Genomic DNA, 18018 nt, shown 5'->3' on the forward strand with positions numbered 1-18018 from the left:
TCCTCAGTTTATGGGGTTGTGAACAGTGACCAGCTTGGTGCCGTCGGGAAAGGTCGCCTCTACTTGTACTTCGTGAATCAGGTCAGCCACGCCGGGCATTACCTGGTCGGCGGTGAGAATTTCCCTGCCGTAACTCATGAGTTCTGCCACCGTTTTGCCGTCGCGTGCCCCTTCCATAATCTCCAGGGTTAGCAGTGCGACTGCCTCCGGGTAATTCAGCTTCAGTCCACGCGCCAATCGTCTTTCTGCCAGTAGTGCCGCAGTGAATACCAGTAACTTATCTTTCTCTCTGGGGAGCAATTCCATGTCGTCTTCCGTCAGTTGTTCAGGTTAACCAGATACGTGGTTGGCAAGAGGGCCTGCCCAGTAGCCGAGGGCGTAGTGCATGCCACCAGCCTGTGAATGCCTTGCGTGCCTGCTCGGCGCTGTCGCCCAGGTAGCGGCCAACGACAAAGCTACCCACCTGAGACAGGTCGGCCTGAGGTGTGTGAGTAGCGTTGCGTAATTGATCCATCTCTTCTTCTGTCAGTGGTTCGCTCAAAGGGCCTGCAAGAAACAGGCCGCAGCTGGTCTTACCACGCAGCGTCGCGCTGCCCTGGAGTTGGTTTGTCAGGTTCTCTTCAGTAATGTGCAGCCCTTCGACAAACACCGGAACGCCATCGTGAAAGACGCGATAGCGCTGCAGGAAACTGCCCTGGGAAAACGGCTGATTCGAAGCAGGGAGACCAAAACAACTGATTTCCCAGCCCACAAAATGGCTGTCTCCCTCGAGCTCTATCTGGGTGTCCAGTTGCACACAGGCGCCGTTATAAATAATGGTCTCAAGCGGAAACCATTCTAGGCTGCAGCCAGGGGCGAGCTTGAGTCGGACGTCCTGCTTTTGCACTGGGTTGAAATCTCGCGCCCGGTAAATGCGTGCAGCTCCGGGCGTGGTAATCAGCGCCCTGGCGGCGTTCTCCATGTCGACATTAATGGTGAGATGGTCGCCTGAAACAACGCCCCCGGGGGGTGTAGCAGATACAGGTGCGCCAGCGAATCACCCTCGGGGTAAAAGGCCTTTTGTACATACAGTGGCCCTTTGTGCCTGCAGCGATACAGGCGCGTCTGTGCTTCGCGCTGTGCGAGGCTGAGTTCTAGGGAGGCGTGCCAGGCAGATTCATCCACCAGGTCCGGTGCGACGATCGTGTTCAACGCGACTGCTTGTCCTTAGCGGTGAGGCGGGTAGATACGGCCCGGCCTGCAGCCGGTGCCAGTATCGCCAGCCCGGCCAGTACCGCCATTGCGGGACCCCAGTGGTCGAGGTGGGTCCATAAGTGGGCGAGATTAGTCAGTATGCCATCCGGGTGGGTGCCGTTGTGGGCGAATACGCTGCCGCTGGCAAAGGTGGTGGCGATCGCGAGAGAAAGGGACTTATTCATAGGTTCTCCAAAATGGGCTTTACCCAGGGTTTATGGTGAGTGATCTCGTCATCGGTCAGGCCCTGCAGCTCGTAGGGCAGTACCAGCCAGTCTGATGTTTCATGCAGAAAGTAATCGGGGATACGTCCTGTTCGGTTTTTGTCTGGGCGGTAAAAAGGCACAGCAATCCGCACGTCCTCGGGATAGTTGCGCTTGCACTTGGCTTGCAGGCGTTGCAATACCGCCTCAATGTTGTGGCCGCTGCTGAAGACGTCATCGACGAGTAGCAGGCGGTCATCCCGGTTGAGCTGCTCGTAGAGATACTGGAGGCCATGCACACGAATTGTTTCCGGCGACTGCACTTTTTCCAGATAGCTGTCCATACCGCGATAAGAGGTGCGGATGGCGATGTGGTCGGTCATGACGCCCAGGTATTGAAGGCACTCTTGGACGTAGATGCCAACCGTCGACCCGCCTCGCCAGATACCGACAATGAAATTGGGCCGAAAGCCGCTTTCGTAGATGTTCACTGCCAGACGGAAGGCGTCGTTGAGCAGTTCTTCCTCTTCGATAAATCGTTTCTCAGACTGCAGGGACACAATATCTCCAGACATTCGTACGTGTGCGCTCTATACTCGTCATAGTGTAGACCCAGTCGACAGGTCATGATCGAGAAAACCTATCTCTCTGCCCAGCAATTGCTGGAAGACTCTTTCCGCCTTGGCGCAGATATTGTCGCCGATGGATTTCGCCCTTCGTTTATTATCGCCATCTGGCGGGGCGGGACGCCGGTCGGCATAGCCGTGCAGGAAATGCTGGCCTATTCCGGCATTGAGACCGATCACATCGCTATTCGCACATCGTCTTACGCGGCAGAGATCGACGGACGTTCCGCAAGCATCCGCATTCACGGTATGAACTACCTGATCAAGTACATTACCCACGATGATCGTTTGTTGATTGTCGATGATGTGTTCGACACCGGGCATACGATCGATGCCGTGATTCGCCATCTGCAGGAAAAGGCCCGGCTTAATACGCCGAGGGAAATTCGCGTGGCTGTGCCTTACTACAAACCCACCCGTAGCGAAGTTGAGCGCGTGCCGGATTACTACCTGCACGAGACTGAAGCCTGGCTCAAGTACCCTCATTCCCTCGAGGGCCTTACCCGAGAGGAAATCCGTGAACACCGACCTGTCCTTTACGACATTCTGGGCCAACATATTCGCGACGACTGAGGCGGGCATCTTCAGTTAGCCGGCGCGCCGGCATCAATCCACGCACCCAGAGTTGCTCGTTCTGCCGGCGTCATGCCGGTCTTGTTCAAGAAAGGCATGTCCATGGAGTCCACAGTACGCGCCTTGATCCGGGGTGCCCATTGCTGCATCTGGTCAACGGTGTCCAGCATGACACCCATGGGTGCGGTGGTAAATGTCTCGTCGGTAGGTTGCGCAGAGTGGCAGCTCACACAGTGTTTAGTCAGGATCTTCTGCGCAGTCGGAGCGTTTACCTGAGAGACCGTGTCAGCCGAATCGCTGACCGGCGCTGGCTTGGGCATGACTGCCCAGGCCAGTGTGGCGGTGGCGAGCAGTGAGATAACCAGAATAATGGGTTTGTTAATCCCTTTGTGGCGGAGGTTAAAGTAGTGCCGCGCGAAGGCGGTGATTGCGATAATCGCCAGCAATATGAGCCAGTTGTGCTCATGGGCATAGGTCATTGGGTAGTGGTTGCTGATCATGATGAACAACAACGGTAGCGTGAGATAGTTGTTGTGCGTCGATCTTAACTTGGCTTTCTGTCCCCAGCTTGGATCCGGTGCATCGCCAGCCTCAATGGCTGCCACGAGCGCGCGCTGCGAAGGCATGATGACCCTGAATACGTTGCCGGCCATAATCGTGCCAATCATTGCTCCCATATGAATATAGGCTCCCCGGCCGCTGAACAAATGAGTCAGCGCGTAGGCACTGACTACAGCGAGTCCGATAAGGACCAGACCCAGCAGGTAGCCATTGCGGGCCAGTGGTGTCGCACACAGCGTTTCGTAAAGTACCCAGCCGCCCACAATAAATCCCAGGCCGGTGGCTATGGCCTGAAACTGGCTGAGTTCTGCCACCCTGCGATCAATGAGGTACGCATCCGCGCCCACATAGAACACCAGGATCATCAACACCATGCCAGTCAGCCAGGTGCTGTAGGCCTCCCACTTAAACCAGTGCAGGGTTTCGGGCATTTTCTCGGGTGCGAGCTCGTATTTGGCGACCTCGTAAATTCCGCCGCCGTGAATGGCCCACAAGTCACCTTTGATGCCTTTGTCGCTTTTCCAGCGCGGCGGGTCTTGCAGGTGATTGTCCAGCCAGACAAAGTAGAACGAGGCTCCGATCCAGGCTACACCGGTAATCACGTGCAGCCAACGGAAAATCAGCTGCAACCAGTCGAGGACATAGGCTTCCATATCAAGTAGTTTCCGAGTTGTCCCGCTGGTGCACACAAGCGCCAGCGGCGTAAGTTGCCAGAATACTGCGATCATCGCCGAGCATGGCAAGTACGAAAAGCAGTTCCAGGAGAGAGTCGCAGCGCTCGCTGCGATACTCCATCAGTGGTGTTGCAGCGGGATCCAGCACCACGAAGTCGGCCTCTTTGCCCACAGCGAAGTTGCCAATGTGTTGGTGACAATCGATGCTGTGGGCGCCTCCCAGCGTGGCCAGATAAAAGGCCTTGAAGGGCGTCATGCGGTTGCCATCCAGCTGCTGGGTTTTGTACGCGTCGGCCATTGTCTCCAGGATCGAGAATGTATTTCCTGCGCCCACGTCTGTTCCCAGTCCCACTTTGACGCCTTCGTGTACCGCTCGTTGCAGCTTGAACAAGCCACTGCCAAGAAAGAGATTTGAGGCAGGGCAAAAAGCAATCGCTGAGTTTGTATCAGCCAGGCGCTGCCACTCATCGTTTTCCAGGTGGATGCAGTGTGCGAAGGTACTGCGCTCTCCAAGCAGTCCGGCGCGGTCGTAGCTGTCGAGGTAGTGCTTCGCTTCAGGGAACAGCTCCTTGACCCAGGCAACTTCGGCGAGATTTTCCGAAAGATGCGTGTGCATATGCACGCCCGGATGTTCCGTTAAGAGTTTGCCAGCCAGGGCCAGTTGCTCTGGCGAGGAAGTGGGTGCAAAGCGCGGCGTCACGGCATAGCGAAGCCGGCCGCGTCCGTGCCAGGTCTCTATCAGGCGCTTGCTGTCGGCGTATCCCTCTTCCGGTGTGTCGCGCAGTTCCTCGGGAGCATTGCGGTCCATGAGTACTTTGCCGCAGATCATGCGCAGGTCGCGTTGCTCAGCCGCGGCAAAGAACGCATCTACTGACTGTGCGTGGACAGTGCCGAATACTTGAGCCGTTGTGGTCCCGTGGCGCAGTAATTCATCGAGAAATCGCTCCGCGACGGCTGCGGCGTAGTCCTCGTCGGCAAACTGGGTTTCTGTGGGGAACGTGTATGTTTCCAGCCACTGAAGCAATTGTTCGCCGTAGGAAGCAATCATTTCCTTCTGGGGGTAGTGGATGTGGGTGTCGATAAAACCCGGACAGATCAGCTTGTCGCGGTAGTCGGTAATTGTGGCCTCGCTGCCTAGTTCGGGTAGGAGCTGCTGAGCACTACCGAGTGCCGCGACTCTGCCATCTTCGATGACTAGCAGGCCATCTTCAATATATTCGTAGCTATCTTCGATGGGTACCAGGTCGGGATCGTGGAGAAAGTGCAATACTCGGGCACGGTAGGCGTGGCTGGTCATGCGGGCGCCTCCAGACGGAACTCGAGCGGCGGCGACAACTCGACTTCATCGCAGTTCTCCCCCGATCCCTGTCTATCGATGACGAGAAAGTTACTTGGTGTATCCAGCGCGAGGCTGTAGTGATGCCAGGTTCCCTGGTGATAATTCACTCCCTGATCGGGGCGAGCCAGGAACAGTTCCACGGATTCGGGATTGAATTCTCCCGCTGGCGCCACAGCAACCAGGTAGGGGCTTGATCCGAGTGGCATGAATGCCTGGCTGCCTTTCGGGTGGCGCTCCATGACTTCGGCGCGAAATGGCAGGACTATTGGCCGGCTGCAGAACACGCTGATGATGGCACTATCGTTGGCTTCTTGCAGTTGCACCGTCGCCAGCGCGTGATGGCGCTGGGTACGGCCGTAGTTGATTGGGAACTGCTCGTTGTCCTCGCTGATTTCGATGACGTCACCGTAGGGCGAAAATGCATCGCGTGTCAGGGTCTTCGCAGTTAGGCTTAATGTTTGCATTAGCTGCCTCTATAGGTGGAGTAACCAAAGCCTGATAGCAGCAGCGGTATGTGGTAGTGAGCGCCATCTTCCTCGATGTTAAAGACCACCTCTGCCCAGGGGTAAAACACGGTTTGTCCATGGCGTTGGAAATAAGCGGCTGTTGCGAAGTGCATCCGGTAGGTGCCTGCAGGTAAAACAAGGTCCTGTGGACAGAGGTCGGCAACGCGGCCGTCCTCGTTGGTGATTCCTTCGCCCATGATTACCCAGGTGTTTTGTTCCTGGCGGCACAGCGTAATGGCCACTTCGGCAGCCGGGCAGCCCCTGGCGGTGTCGAGAATATGGGTGGTGATCTGGCTCATAGCAGTTTCTCCAGGCGCAGATGGAAGATCTTGCGCTGTTCTTCGGCGGCATTCGCCAGCTCCTGTTCGCGGGGGTTGGGCAAGCGGGCCTGCAACAGGTTGAGCATTTCGCTGGCGCTTTTGCCGGTGGCACAAACGATGAAAATAAATCCGAACTTATGCTCGTAGTCGCGATTGCCCTCGGCGAGCGCAGCGATTACATCATCATTAGCTTGCGCCACGGATGCCTGCTCACCTGCGGCAAGCGCTTTAGTGTTGGCGTATTTGGCCTTGAGTGAATTTACGTCGCCGATCTTGGGATGGCCGTCAAACGCCTGTAGATAGTCCTCTTCCGCCAGCTGTCCCCAGACCCTGTCGACCGTTGCAATCAATTCTGCCGGGCTTGCGAATGGACGCGCGGCAAGCACGCCAGCAATCCAGGCTTCGCTGGTACAGCATTGTCTCAGTAGATGCTCTGCATCTTCCCTGGAGGCGTTGTTCAAGGCGTGTAGGCTCATGATGCATCTGTCCAGTCAGGTTCGCCGATAATGCGCAGTCGGCTTATGCCGCCATCGGGGAAGATATTGAGCCGCACGTGGGTGAACTGTTGCTGCGGTCGTACCAGAATTTCGTCGATGAACAGGTGGATGAGGTCCGCCTGGAGCGGCGTTTTATCGATTACTTTTACCCACTCTGTGTTGCTGTCGGTGTAGTGCTCGTTGATCGAGGCGGCTTCAAGGCTGAAGTGGTCGGGGTAATTACCGAGGTAATGGGCGGTGTCAATCAGTACCTTGCGGATGGTGCCCTTGAGGCCCAGTTGCACAATGCACCAGTCGTTGTCTTCATCCCGGCGTCGTTTGGTCTCCCACCCGTCGCCCATGTTTGTGCCGACGTAAGGCATGAGTAAATTGTTTGGCGAGCTGTAGAACATGTCGCTGCACTGCTGTACATGACCGCCGAGGACCACGCTGGCTAGATCCAGTATTTCACCCGGCACATAGTGTTCCCGGCGAGGCAGTGGTCTGCCCCAGGTGCGCAGGCGTGCTACGCCTCCGTCGGGATAAATTTTCAGGCGTATGTGAGTGCAGGGGCGCTGCTCGTGGATTGCAAATACATTGTGGCTGTCAGCCTCTGTGGGCGACTTGGGCAGTAGTTCGAACCACTCGGCGTCTTCATCGAGGGCACCGATCGCCCAGGCACCCTCGACCGCTGCGAACAGCGGGGCATTACCTGTGAAGTGGGTGGTTTCGATATCAATGCCATGCAGTTCGCCTGCGATACCCAGTCGCAGCACACACCAATCGTGATCAAGATCCGATTTCGCTCGCGCGCGCCGGCCAAAGGAGCGGCGGGATTCCCAGCCGTCCATCCATTGACCGGTAGCGATAAAGTGCCCCTTTTTGAAAATAGGTTCCTCGTGCTTGACCAGGTTTGTGCACTCGGCGAACCATTGGTCGGAGCATGCAAGGGCTTTGCCGCCCACGCGCTCGCTTACCAGGTCGGTGAAGTCTCTTTGAAAGTCCTCAGGTCTCATGTTGTTTCCATTACTCTCGTGGCTGGAGCCCACCTGTGTGAAGGTTCAGGTAGTGCTCGCGCCAATTGCGGTTTTCTCTGAGCAGAGCGAACGCGTTAGTCGTCCTGCGCCAGTACGTTGTGCTGGAGTGTTACTCCCAGCGCTTTCAGGCTGCGTCTATCCACGCCTTTCACCTGCGAGTGCAGGTTGTGCTGGTGGTATCGCTGAATAATCTGTGCCGCTACTGAAACGGCAACTTCCACTGGTTCCTTACCTGGTACCTGTTGCAGGCCTATTGGACAGTGCACACCTGCATAGGCGTCGGCTGTTATATCCTCGTGCTCCAGGCGCATACAAAAACGGCGCCATTTTGTAGTCGAGCCGATCATCCCGATATAGCCGGCGTCTCCGCGTTGTAGAGCGGCCCGCAGAATGGCGTAATCCTGCTGGTGGTTGTGGGTCATGATGATAAACCAGGTACCAGCTGGCAGCGCCTTGACAGCGTCTGTGGGGTCTTCGCTGCAGTGAATAGGCGTGTACTCGTCGTGGGCGTCTTCGAAGTCTTCACGACTGTCAAACCAGTGCAGACGACAGGGCATTTGTTTCAGCAGGGGGGCGAGGGTGCGGCCTACGTGCCCTGCGCCAAACAGAGCAATATTCAGTTTGGCTCCGGCAAAGCTTTCAAACAGCAGGCTGGCACTGCCACCGCAGCACTGACCTAGCGATGGGCCCAGGGGAAAATATTCGATGCGCTGATCGTCGCTGCCAATCATTTCAGCTGCGATGTGGCTGGCGCGATGTTCCAGGTGGCCGCCACCGATAGTGCCGAACCGATCGTCCTTGCTGATCACCATTTTGGTGGTCGTTGCGCGCGGTGTAGACCCTTTGGTGCCAAGTACGGTCACAATGACATAGGCATCTCCGCGCGCTTGCAGTGCCTGCGCTGCATCCGCCCAATGGGTGTGGGTATTAAGTCGGGTCATGTCTGACGCTCCATGAATTTCTGCATGTCTGCACAGGCCAGCAGCACGCGTTCTGGTGTGGCAGGCGCGTTGAGCGCAGGCGACGCCCGGTGATCTGCGAGACTGCCAATCGCGTCCCTAATCGCTGCCCAGACGGAAATGCCGAGCATCAGCGGTGGCTCGCCTACGGCCTTGGAGTGAAAAATGGTGGCTTCAGTATTTGGGCTGTCAGGTAGCAGCTCTACATTGAGGGTCGCGGGCGTGTCGCTTATCGCAGGAATTTTGTAGCTGGCCGGGCCTGCCGTTTGTAACCGTCCGTCTTCGCCCCAGATCAGTTCCTCTGACGTCAGCCAGCCCATACCCTGGATGAAGCCACCTTCAATCTGGCCGATGTCCAGAGCGGGGTTAAGTGACTGCCCAACGTCCTGGCAGATATCGGCCTGCAGTAAACGGTACTCGCCGGTTAATGTGTCCACGACGACCTCGGACACGGCTGCGCCATACGCATAGTAAAAAAACGGACGGCCGTTAGCCATGTCACGGTTGTAGTGAATCTTGGGAGTCTTGTAAAAACCGGTTGCAGATAGCGATATGCGCTGCAGGTAAGCCAGTTGCGCCAGGTCGGCGAAACTTATCGACTCCTGACCTGCTTTGACCTCGCCCTGTTCGAATACGACTTCACTTTCGCTGACACCGAAATGTCCGGCAGCGAATGTCGTCAGGCGCGACTTGATTTTGCGGGCAGCGTCACGCGCCGCCATGCCATTGAGGTCGCTGCCCGAAGAGGCGGCCGTGGGCGACGTGTTGGGTACTTTGTCGGTACGGGTCGAGGTGCAGGTGATCCGCGACATATCCACCTGCAGTTCGCTGGCGACAATTTGCGCGACCTTGGTGTACAGGCCCTGTCCCATTTCTGTGCCGCCATGATTCAGCTGGATGCTGCCATCGGTGTATACATGGAGTAGCGCACCCGCCTGGTTGAGATGCTGGACGGTAAACGAGATCCCGAATTTGACAGGAGTGAGTGCCAGACCTCGCTTGAGTACTGGGCTTTGCGCATTAAACGCGCTGATTTCCTGGCGGCGCGCCCGATAATTGGCGGTGTTTTCAAGTCGCTCGACCAGTGGTCCTATGATGTGCTGTTCAATTTTTTGCCCGTAGTGCGTGGTGTCACGGCCGTCTTCGGCGCTATAAAAATTGCGCTTGCGAACATCCAACGGGTCCAGGCCGGTGGCCGTGGCCACTTGCTCAATGATGTTTTCCATGGCGAGCATGCCCTGGGGGCCGCCAAAGCCACGAAACGCGGTGTGCGATACGGTATCGGTGCGCACCCGGTGGCCGCGGATATCGGCTGCTGGCAGGAAATAGCAGTTGTCCGCGTGAAACATTGCCCGGTCGACAATGGCGTCAGAAAGGTCGGGCGACATGCCGCAGTTGCCTGCCAGTTCCAGATCCAGGCCTTTGATCGTGCCGTCATTGTCGAACGCTACCTGATAGCGGCTGAAGAACGGATGACGTTTGCCGGTGGCGGCGAAGTCGTCAGCCCGGGCAAGTCGAAGTTTCACGGAGCGCCCGCTACGGTGTGCCGCTAGTGCGGCGATGCACGACCACTGGTTGGCATTGGTCTCCTTGCCACCAAACGCTCCTCCCATGCGGCGCACGTCTACCGTGACTTTGCTCATTGGCAGATTCAGTACTTCGGCAACCAGCTTCTGTCCTTCGGAGGGGTGTTGGGTGGAGGCGTATACCAGCATGCCGCCATCATCCTGGGGCACCGCCATGGCTGCCTGGCCCTCGAGGTACATTTGTTCCTGGCCGCCACTATGAAACTCGCCAGTCAGTTGTTTGTCGGCAGCAGCTTGGGCACGGTCAAGGTCGCCTCTGCTCTGGCGGTGGGTGGGGCGAACGAAATATGCCTCCGCCAGAGCCTCCTCGACATCGAGGTGGCTGTCGATGGGGGCGTATTCCACTTGTGCCAGTCGCGCTGCCCGGCGTGCTGCAAGCTGACTGTTAGCGACCACGACGAATAGTACCTGGCCATAGAACAGGACTTCACCATCGGCCAATAATGGATCGCCGGGGAATACCGCACCGATATCACGGTGGCCGGGAATATCATTTGAGGTGATGACATCGACTACGCCCGGAGCGCATTGCACGGCGCTCAGGTCCATGCTGCTGATGTTGCCGCGGGCAATGCTCGACAGACCTGGATAGGCATAGAGTGTGTCTGCGGGGCCACGGCGATCGTCCACATAGCTGGCCTGACCGGTTACGTGACCTACGGCGCTTTCGTGGCGCAGCGGATGGCCCGCGAGCCCGGCGGCAGCGCGGGAGTTGCGGGCCTGTGGCAGCCTACGCATAGTGGGTTACCTGTAGTTGCTGGGCCGGCAGGTTGTGCGAAAGTTGCAGCCGTCGCAGCAGGTTGCCAGCAACCTGCATACGGTAGTCTGCGCTGGCGCGAAAATCGGAGATTGGGCAGAAATCTTCCGCCAGCGCTGCCACAGCAGCATTTATGGTCGCTTCCGTTAATGGCTTGTCACGCAGCGCGTCTTCGCAGTAGTGCGCACGCCGGGGTATCTCTGCCATGCCGCCGTAGGCAATACGCGCGCTGGTCACGCGGTCGCCGTCCATGTCCAGGGCAAATGCTCCACACACCGTAGAAATATCGTCGTCGATACGCTTACTGATCTTGTAGGCGCGAAACAGAGTGCTTGCGTGTCGCCGCGGCACATGAATGCGCTCAATGAATTCGCCTTTGCCTAGCACAGTCCGTCGATAGCCGACAAAAAAGGTATCGAGCGGCACTGACCTGCGTTGCTTCCCACAGCGCAGGATTACGCTGGCATTCAGCGCCAGCAGCACAGGCGGCATGTCGCCAATCGGCGAGGCGTTGCCGATGTTGCCGCCAATGGTGCCCTGATTGCGAATCTGTTTGGAGCCAAGTCGCTCCAGTAATTCGTGCAACTCTGGCCACTGATGCAGCAACAGGGGTGCACTGTCGCTGTAAGTGACCGCTGCGCCAATGTCGAGGTGGTTCGAAGTCTCTTGTATGTCGGTCAGGTCCGTGGCGCGCCCGGTATGAATGAGCGTGGTGATCGTTGCCAGTGATTGGGTCAACTCCAGGCTGAGGTCCGTGGCACCTGCCACCAGTCGGGCATCGGGGTGCTGTAGGTAGAGCGCTGCCAGTTCAGCCGACGATTGTGGGGCGAAATAGCGATGATTGTCTCCCTTTAGGTCCGCAGGGACTTGCGCCATTGCCGCGAGTGTCCCTCTGACATTGTGGGGGGCTGGTCAGGCGTTGCCTCGAGAGCCGGATCGTACATAGCCACAGCAGCATCCAAGATGGGGCGGTAGCCGGTGCAGCGGCACAGGTTGCCGCCAAGGGATTCGAGAATTTCCTGCCGATCCGGTTGCGCGTGGTTCTGATAATGGGCGTATAGCGACATGACGAAGCCAGGCGTACAGAAGCCGCACTGTGATCCATGGCACTCCACCATGGCCTCTTGCGCAGGGTGAAGATCGCCATCTGCTGCCAGGTCCTCGACAGTGAGCAGCTGCTGGCCGTGGAGGCTGCCAATCGGCGTAATGCAGGCGTTGATGCTGCGGTACTGCAGTTGATTATCCGCCGATACTCGCGCGACCACAACGGTGCATGCACCGCAATCGCCAGAGGCGCAGCCCTCCTTGGTGCCGGTGCGACCCAGGTGGTCACGCAGGTAGTCCAGCACGGTGGTGTTGGGGTCTATGTCGTCAATTCGATGCTCGATCGAATTGAGTAAAAATGTAATCACGAGAGGCTCTGTAAAAAGTTAACACAAGTGTCAGGAATAGTAGCAAATTTCGTGCCCGCCTGACAGTTGTCAGCCACTATGGGCCATATGCGTAAAGATTGGCTCGGTTCAGGGCACAATTTAACCGCAGGCCACATTTTTCTGACATAAGTGTCAGCTTTGATACCGACAGTGTGCCCCAATCCGGTGCGACGCTGCGCTCTTTTAGCGCCTGAGCAAGGCGCGTAGCCCCTAGACGAAGGCGAATTTGGCCAGAAATATAGCTGCCAGGAACCAGGCGCCGAAGCTGACCTCGTCGGTTCTGCCAACAATGACCTTTACTGCCACATAAGTAATAAAGCCTACGGCAATGCCATTGGCAATTGAGAATGACAGCGGAATCATGATTGTGGTGAGTAGTGCAGGTAAAAGCTCGGTGGCGTCGTCCCAGTTCAGGCCCTTGAGGCCCGAAAGCATTAGTAGCGCTACATACACGAGCGCGCCGGCGGTGGCAAAGGCTGGGACCATACCTGCCAGGGGTGCGAAGAACATTGCCAGCAGGAATAGCGCGCCTACCGTGATCGCCGTGAGGCCAGTGCGACCGCCCGCGGCCACGCCTGCTGCGCTCTCGACGTAGCTGGTCACCGGCGCACAGCCAAGAAAGGCGCCTGCCACGCTGGCGCCGCTGTCGGCCTTGAGTGCGCGGTCAATGTTCTTGATTTCGCCCTGGTCATTGACGAGACCGGCGCGGGTTGCGACGCCCATCAGTGTTCCCGATGTATCGAACAGATTGACGAACAGGATGGCGATAATCACGCTGACCATGGCTATATCGAGTGCGCCGAGGATATCCAGCTCGAACAGTAAGGGGCTCATATCCGGTGGGGGGGCGATGAATCCGCTGTAGGTCACCAATCCAGTGGCCAGTCCCAGCAGCGTCACCGTTAATATGCCGATCATAATCGCGCCAGGCACCTGGCGAACTGAGAGAGCGGCTATCAGTATAAAACCGATGCCGGCCAGCAGGGTCTCCGGCTGAGTGAAGTCACCCAGCGAGAGCAGCGTGGCGGGATTGTCCACCACGAGACCGCCGCTGCGCAGGCCGATGAAACCAATGAACAGGCCAACACCTGCGCCCATGGCAATGCGCAGATCCATGGGAATGCTCTCCAGTATCCAGGCCCGCAGGCGGGTAACACTCATGATGAAAAACAGGATGCCGGCAATGAATACTGCGCCGAGGGCTACCTGCCAGCTATAGCCCATCTCACCGACAATTGTGTAGGTGAAGAAGGCGTTAAGTCCCATCCCGGGGGCCAGCCCGACGGGCCAGTTGGCGTAAAGGCCCATGACGATACAGGCGATAGCGGCTGCCAGACAGGTCGCAGCAAAACTAGCCCCCTGGTCCATGCCGGCTGAAGCCATCATCTGTGGATTGACGAAAATGATATAGGCCATGGTGATAAAGGTAGTGAGGCCGGCGGTGATCTCGGTTGTTACTCGCGTGTTGTGTTCACCAAGCCTGAACAGTCGTTCAAGGAGTGCATTCATGAAGGGGTCCGCGTTTCTTGTATTCAGTGCAGTCGCGCGACGAGCGCGGCAGCTTGTTCGTGTTGTCTGGCAATGAGTCGAGGCAGATCCAGGCCGGGAATGGCACCGTCGATCACGCGCCAGTGGCCGCCGATCATGACTCGGTCAGCTCGCTGAGCGTTACACAACAGCAGCGCGGCGAGGGGGTCATGACTGCCTGCAAATGAGATGTCGTCGCGTCGGAATAACGCGAGGTCGGCCTGCTTGCCCACGGCAATCTGCCCAATATCCTCACGTCCCAGGACAGCTGCAGAGCCACTGGTGGCCCAGCGTAATGCATCGCGGTGACTGACCGCTGCAGAGCCGTAGCGCAAGCGCTGAATATACATGGCCATACGCGCCTCTACGATCATATTGCTGCTGTCGTTGGAGGCTGAACCGTCGACCGCCAGGCCAATGTTGACGCCTGCCGCCTCGAGTTCCAGATTGCGACATATTCCCGAGGCGAGCATCATGTTAGAGCCTGGGCAGTGGGCAACCCCGACACCTGCAGCACCCAGACGCTGAATTTCAGCGTCGTTGAAATGGATGCCATGGGCCAGCCAGGTGCGCGGTTGTAGCCAGCCAACACGTTCCAGGTAGTCGACGGTGCGACAACCGAAACGCTCCATACAGAAAGCCTCCTCGTCGAGAGTCTCCGCCAGATGTGTGTGCAATTGAATGTCGAGTTCGTTGGCCAATGCTGCGGAGTCTCGCATCAGTTCTTCGCTGACAGAGAACGGCGAACAGGGCGCGAGCGCGATCTGTACAAACGCTCCGTCGCCACGCTCGTGATAGCGGTTAACCAGCCTTTCCGAGTCGCGCAGAATGACCTGCTCGTCCTGAACAGTCGTTTGCGGTGGAAGGCCGCCATCGTCTTCACCTAGCGACATTGATCCGCGGGTTAGCGTGACTCGCGAACCGATTTTTTCTCGCGCTTCCACCTGGATGTCGATGGCCTCTTCCATGCCGGTCGGGAATAGATAGTGGTGGTCTGCAGCAGTGGTGCAGCCTGACAGCAATAGCTCAGCCAGTGCAATCTGGGTGCCGCTATAAAGCATATCCGGGGTCAGGCCAGCCCATACTGGGTACAGACTCTTCAGCCAGTCAAACAGCTCTTTATCCAATGCGCAGGGCAGCGCTCTGGTCAGTGTCTGGTAGAAGTGATGATGGGTGTTGATTAGGCCGGGCAGGAGGACGTGTTCGCGAGCGTCAAAGACCTCATCGACCGGTTCGCTTGGCTGTTCATTGACTGAAAGTAGCTCGACGATACGTCCGTCGCGGATAACCACGCCGCCGTCGGCATTGTCCGTGCCTGCTGTGAAACAAGCCAGGGGTTGTTTTATCCAGATGCTGTTTGCGCCGAGCATACTTGATCCTGAAAAATCGTCATAGTCGCACATGAATTGCGGTTGGCAAAGTGATGGTCATTGACTTACCGGTGAAAAAAGGGCGCCATTCGGCGCCCAAAGATTTGGAACTTGTCGGCGTCAGAAGTCACCCAACGCATAGCTGAGAGTGACTGAAACGGTGCGGCCCTCCGACGGTTTAACTACCACAGAGTCAAACAGGTCGGCCGAAGTATAGTATTCTTCGTCGGTCAGGTTATTGACCTGCAGCAATGCGCTGAAGCGGTCGTATACGTAACCCACGGAGCCCGTCCAGACGGTGTAGTCGGGGAGCTTAATGGCCTGCAGCGCGTCGGTGTAGGTGTCGTCTACCCAGGTGAAACCCAATGACGCCGTGAGGTCGCCAGAGAACAGTTCCTGGTTCCAAGAGGCTGCGACGCTGACGATGTTGTCTGGCAGTCCGCCGCGATCAAGTTCGGTGCCTGCGCCGGTGAAGGTATCCCGGTCACCGGAAATACGGCCACCGTATACCTCCCAGGCTTCCAGCCCATTCTGAGCAGCGAACTCCGCGCCGTTGATGACAACAAAGGTGTTGCCGATTTCAGTGGTGTCGGTGTGGGTTGCTGTGGCGATTAATGACAGGTTGTCTGTGACGACGCCACGTACCTCCAATTCATAACCTTCTGAGAACACGCTGACGATGGCATTGGTCTGGCCTGCCCGCTCGACTTTCTCCTGATCATAATAGGTTAGAGCCGCGTAAACCCGATCATCCAGGCCAGAGAACTTCACCCCGATCTCGGTAAGCTCTGAGTCCTGCAGCCACAAGCCGGCATCTACCGATGACGGGATAATGCCGCCTAGTTGGTTGGCGCTCAGCGAGGCGGCTTCGGCGTAGGTGATATATGGTACAAAGCCAGATTCGAAGTTGTACGACAGACTGGCGTTGAAGCTGGTGGAATCGTCGCTGTCAGTCACTTTGCCTAGGTCGGAGAAGGGGTTTTGGAGCAGCGTGACTGCCACTTCCTCCGACTCGATGTCGAACTCGTCGTAGCGAGCACCGAGCAGGAGGTTCAGGTTGCCATAGCTGATATTTGACAGGAAGAAGAAGCCGAGATTGTCCACCACCGAGATCTGACTCTCGTTGTAGTTACGGCCGGGGTCGCCGGATGCGATGCCCGTATTGTTGCCGTTCTCGTCGGTTTCAAACGTGACGCCGACAAACGGATCTTCCACTGCTGGTGCAATACGGTCATCGGGGGTGGCACCTACCGTCATGTCACGGAAGTCGAATGTTTCGTCGAAGAACGCATGATTCTTTTCCAGGTCTTCGCGGCGGAAGTTGGCGCCAACGACATTATCGAACGTCAGGTTGCCGGTCTCCCACGTGAAGTTCAGGCTGGAGCGGAATTCGTAGATTTTTGCGTCCGGATAAAGTGCGGTAAAGCCCCAACTCTGGTACTTGGTATGATCCAGATAGTCGTAGAAGAACTGGTTCTTCCATACCATCTCGTTGTCGAATTCGTGGGTTACATCGAAGTACGCGGTGATGGCAGTGGTGTCGGCATAGTCTTCTGGATCAATAAAGGTGTCGTCGTGGTCAATGGATCCCACACCGGGATTGGTCAGTGGTGATACCCAGGGCGTGTCATTGCCGCCAAAGCAAGTGAGTGCGACGCCGTTGTAGGTCGCTTGATTGAATCCCAGGTCGGGCACACAGAACGTGCCGACACCGGAAAACGAATCGTTAATACCGATGCCGGCAGCGCTGGAGATAAATCCGGATTCATTGGGGCGCAGATCAATGCCGCCATTGACGTTGCGGAACGGCGCGGCGCCCGTGATGTAAGTGCCGTCGTCGATCAGTTCCTGTGTCACGCGTGTCCAGCCCGGCACCTGGATGCTATCTGTTTCTTGGTACTGAACACCGAATTCCAACTTGGTAGCGTCGGAAATGTCGATGTCGAAAGCGGCCTGTACCAATTCGCTGCTGGGTTCGTACAGCTCAAAGTAGGATTCGGAGTCTTCTACCTCCACAAACAGCTGGAAGCCACCTTCGCTGTCACCCAGGGTGAAGGGCATAGCGAACTCGCCGGTAATGATTTGCTGGTCGTAAGACCCAAGCGTGACGCCGATCGAACCGCCGGGGCCACTGATGTACTTGTTACCCTCTACCTTAGCCGACTTGGGAATATAGTTCAGCTGGCCGCCCACACTGCCCGTCCCGTAAAGGGGGGATACCGGACCGCGGAGGATTTCCAGTCTTTCAGCGCCCCGCACAATAGTATTGAACGCCCCGGGATTCGCTACCCGACGAAAGCCACGAAAGTAGTTGTCTGCCGGTTCACCGCGGATATCCATAGCACCCTTAATCCCGAAGAAGGAGCTCGTGAATGCTCCCGGGGTGAGGCGCACCAGGTCATCTACGCTGCGCAGTGCAAATTTGGAAATCAGGTCTTCACGTACCTCCGAAACGGAACGCGGTGTATCCACTAGCGACATATTCAGGCCGAAGGCACTGTCAGTAGGCTGGTCGGGAAGAATGCTGAAGTAGTCGCCTTTGGCGGTGACGACCACTTCTTCGAGTTGTGTCTCTTCCTGGGCTATTGCGCCTCCCGAGAGTGTCAGTCCTCCCAGCGCCAGCATGACAGCTGAAGCGAGCGGCTTCATGAGTACTTTTTTCTCTGTTGACATAGGGGTCCCCTTGCAATGTTTAACGCTTAAATGAGCAGTGTGTTAAATCGGTGCTGATCTATCGCTGGGGAGTAAAGCAATGTCCGTGCCACTTTTTTGACGAAGCTGTCAGGAAAATAATTTGCCGCTTAAATCTCGAGAGTAACTACTGTAATTATGCATCGT

The 18018-nt window shown here is 57.0% G+C and carries 19 protein-coding genes; 1 reads left to right on the plus strand and 18 read right to left on the minus strand.

The genetic code is table 11. The annotated features are described in order from the left end of the window. Positions 1-3 precede the first annotated feature (3 nt). From BST95_RS05080 to BST95_RS05095, 5 genes are read right to left on the minus strand one after another with little or no spacing between them, the layout of a single operon-like run. Positions 4-306, minus strand: coding sequence for an urease subunit gamma (locus BST95_RS05080; RefSeq protein WP_066055977.1), 303 nt, complete (start codon positions 304-306; stop codon positions 4-6). A gap of 19 nt (positions 307-325) precedes the next feature. Further along, on the minus strand, positions 326-961 hold the full coding sequence (locus BST95_RS05085; protein ID WP_240500262.1) for an urease accessory protein UreD: 636 nt from the start codon (positions 959-961) through the stop codon (positions 326-328). After that, positions 937-1191: an urease accessory UreD/UreH family protein gene (locus tag BST95_RS19625; protein ID WP_157114454.1), complete on the minus strand. Its 255-nt coding sequence runs from the start codon at positions 1189-1191 to the stop codon at positions 937-939. The genes BST95_RS05085 and BST95_RS19625 overlap by 25 nt, the downstream gene beginning before the upstream one ends. Further along, positions 1188-1418, minus strand: coding sequence for a hypothetical protein (locus tag BST95_RS05090; protein WP_084198418.1), 231 nt, complete (start codon positions 1416-1418; stop codon positions 1188-1190). Before BST95_RS05090 ends, BST95_RS19625 begins: the two co-directional genes overlap by 4 nt. Continuing rightward, positions 1415-1996 (minus strand): phosphoribosyltransferase, encoded by a 582-nt coding sequence (locus tag BST95_RS05095; RefSeq protein ID WP_229801769.1) that lies wholly within the window; start codon positions 1994-1996, stop codon positions 1415-1417. The genes BST95_RS05090 and BST95_RS05095 overlap by 4 nt, the downstream gene beginning before the upstream one ends. A gap of 66 nt (positions 1997-2062) precedes the next feature. On the opposite strand from BST95_RS05095, the gene BST95_RS05100 reads away from it, so the two are divergent. Beyond that, positions 2063-2635, plus strand: coding sequence for a phosphoribosyltransferase (locus tag BST95_RS05100; protein ID WP_066055961.1), 573 nt, complete (start codon positions 2063-2065; stop codon positions 2633-2635). Between the two features lie 11 nt (positions 2636-2646). Here BST95_RS05100 and BST95_RS05105 read toward each other — a convergent pair whose 3' ends face one another. The 13 genes from BST95_RS05105 to BST95_RS05160 all read right to left on the minus strand — a co-directional run bounded on the left by BST95_RS05105 (position 2647) and on the right by BST95_RS05160 (position 17853). Continuing rightward, a complete protein-coding gene (locus tag BST95_RS05105) occupies positions 2647-3849 on the minus strand; it encodes a urate hydroxylase PuuD (protein ID WP_084198419.1) in 1203 nt (400 codons plus the stop codon). Between the two features lies 1 nt (position 3850). After that, complete coding sequence (gene guaD, locus BST95_RS05110; protein ID WP_066055956.1) at positions 3851-5167, minus strand: guanine deaminase; 1317 nt, start codon at positions 5165-5167, stop codon at positions 3851-3853. Beyond that, the gene (locus BST95_RS05115; protein ID WP_084198420.1) at positions 5164-5673 is read right to left on the minus strand and encodes an ureidoglycolate lyase; all 510 of its coding nucleotides are present in this window, start codon (positions 5671-5673) and stop codon (positions 5164-5166) included. The genes guaD and BST95_RS05115 overlap by 4 nt, the downstream gene beginning before the upstream one ends. Continuing rightward, on the minus strand, positions 5673-6014 hold the full coding sequence (gene uraH, locus BST95_RS05120; RefSeq protein ID WP_066055950.1) for a hydroxyisourate hydrolase: 342 nt from the start codon (positions 6012-6014) through the stop codon (positions 5673-5675). The genes BST95_RS05115 and uraH overlap by 1 nt, the downstream gene beginning before the upstream one ends. Next, positions 6011-6511: a 2-oxo-4-hydroxy-4-carboxy-5-ureidoimidazoline decarboxylase gene (uraD, locus tag BST95_RS05125; protein WP_066055948.1), complete on the minus strand. Its 501-nt coding sequence runs from the start codon at positions 6509-6511 to the stop codon at positions 6011-6013. The genes uraH and uraD overlap by 4 nt, the downstream gene beginning before the upstream one ends. After that, on the minus strand, positions 6508-7527 hold the full coding sequence (gene alc / locus BST95_RS05130; RefSeq protein ID WP_084198421.1) for an allantoicase: 1020 nt from the start codon (positions 7525-7527) through the stop codon (positions 6508-6510). The genes uraD and alc overlap by 4 nt, the downstream gene beginning before the upstream one ends. Positions 7528-7622: 95 nt before the next feature. Beyond that, positions 7623-8489, minus strand: coding sequence for a xanthine dehydrogenase accessory protein XdhC (gene xdhC / locus BST95_RS05135; RefSeq protein ID WP_084198422.1), 867 nt, complete (start codon positions 8487-8489; stop codon positions 7623-7625). Beyond that, complete coding sequence (gene xdhB, locus BST95_RS05140; RefSeq protein WP_084198423.1) at positions 8486-10831, minus strand: xanthine dehydrogenase molybdopterin binding subunit; 2346 nt, start codon at positions 10829-10831, stop codon at positions 8486-8488. Before xdhB ends, xdhC begins: the two co-directional genes overlap by 4 nt. After that, on the minus strand, positions 10824-11726 hold the full coding sequence (locus tag BST95_RS20065) for an FAD binding domain-containing protein (protein WP_205737327.1): 903 nt from the start codon (positions 11724-11726) through the stop codon (positions 10824-10826). Before BST95_RS20065 ends, xdhB begins: the two co-directional genes overlap by 8 nt. After that, positions 11702-12262, minus strand: a complete 561-nt coding sequence (locus tag BST95_RS20070) for a 2Fe-2S iron-sulfur cluster-binding protein (protein ID WP_205737328.1) — start codon at positions 12260-12262, stop codon at positions 11702-11704. Before BST95_RS20070 ends, BST95_RS20065 begins: the two co-directional genes overlap by 25 nt. A gap of 231 nt (positions 12263-12493) precedes the next feature. After that, positions 12494-13792 (minus strand): NCS2 family permease, encoded by a 1299-nt coding sequence (locus BST95_RS05150; protein ID WP_084198424.1) that lies wholly within the window; start codon positions 13790-13792, stop codon positions 12494-12496. Positions 13793-13815: 23 nt separating this feature from the next. Next, on the minus strand, positions 13816-15180 hold the full coding sequence (locus BST95_RS05155; RefSeq protein WP_084198425.1) for an 8-oxoguanine deaminase: 1365 nt from the start codon (positions 15178-15180) through the stop codon (positions 13816-13818). A 120-nt stretch (positions 15181-15300) separates the two neighbouring features. Continuing rightward, on the minus strand, positions 15301-17853 hold the full coding sequence (locus BST95_RS05160; protein ID WP_084198426.1) for a TonB-dependent siderophore receptor: 2553 nt from the start codon (positions 17851-17853) through the stop codon (positions 15301-15303). Positions 17854-18018 lie beyond the last annotated feature (165 nt).

Source organism: Halioglobus japonicus, from assembly GCF_001983995.1.
GTDB classification, from domain to species: domain Bacteria; phylum Pseudomonadota; class Gammaproteobacteria; order Pseudomonadales; family Halieaceae; genus Halioglobus; species Halioglobus japonicus.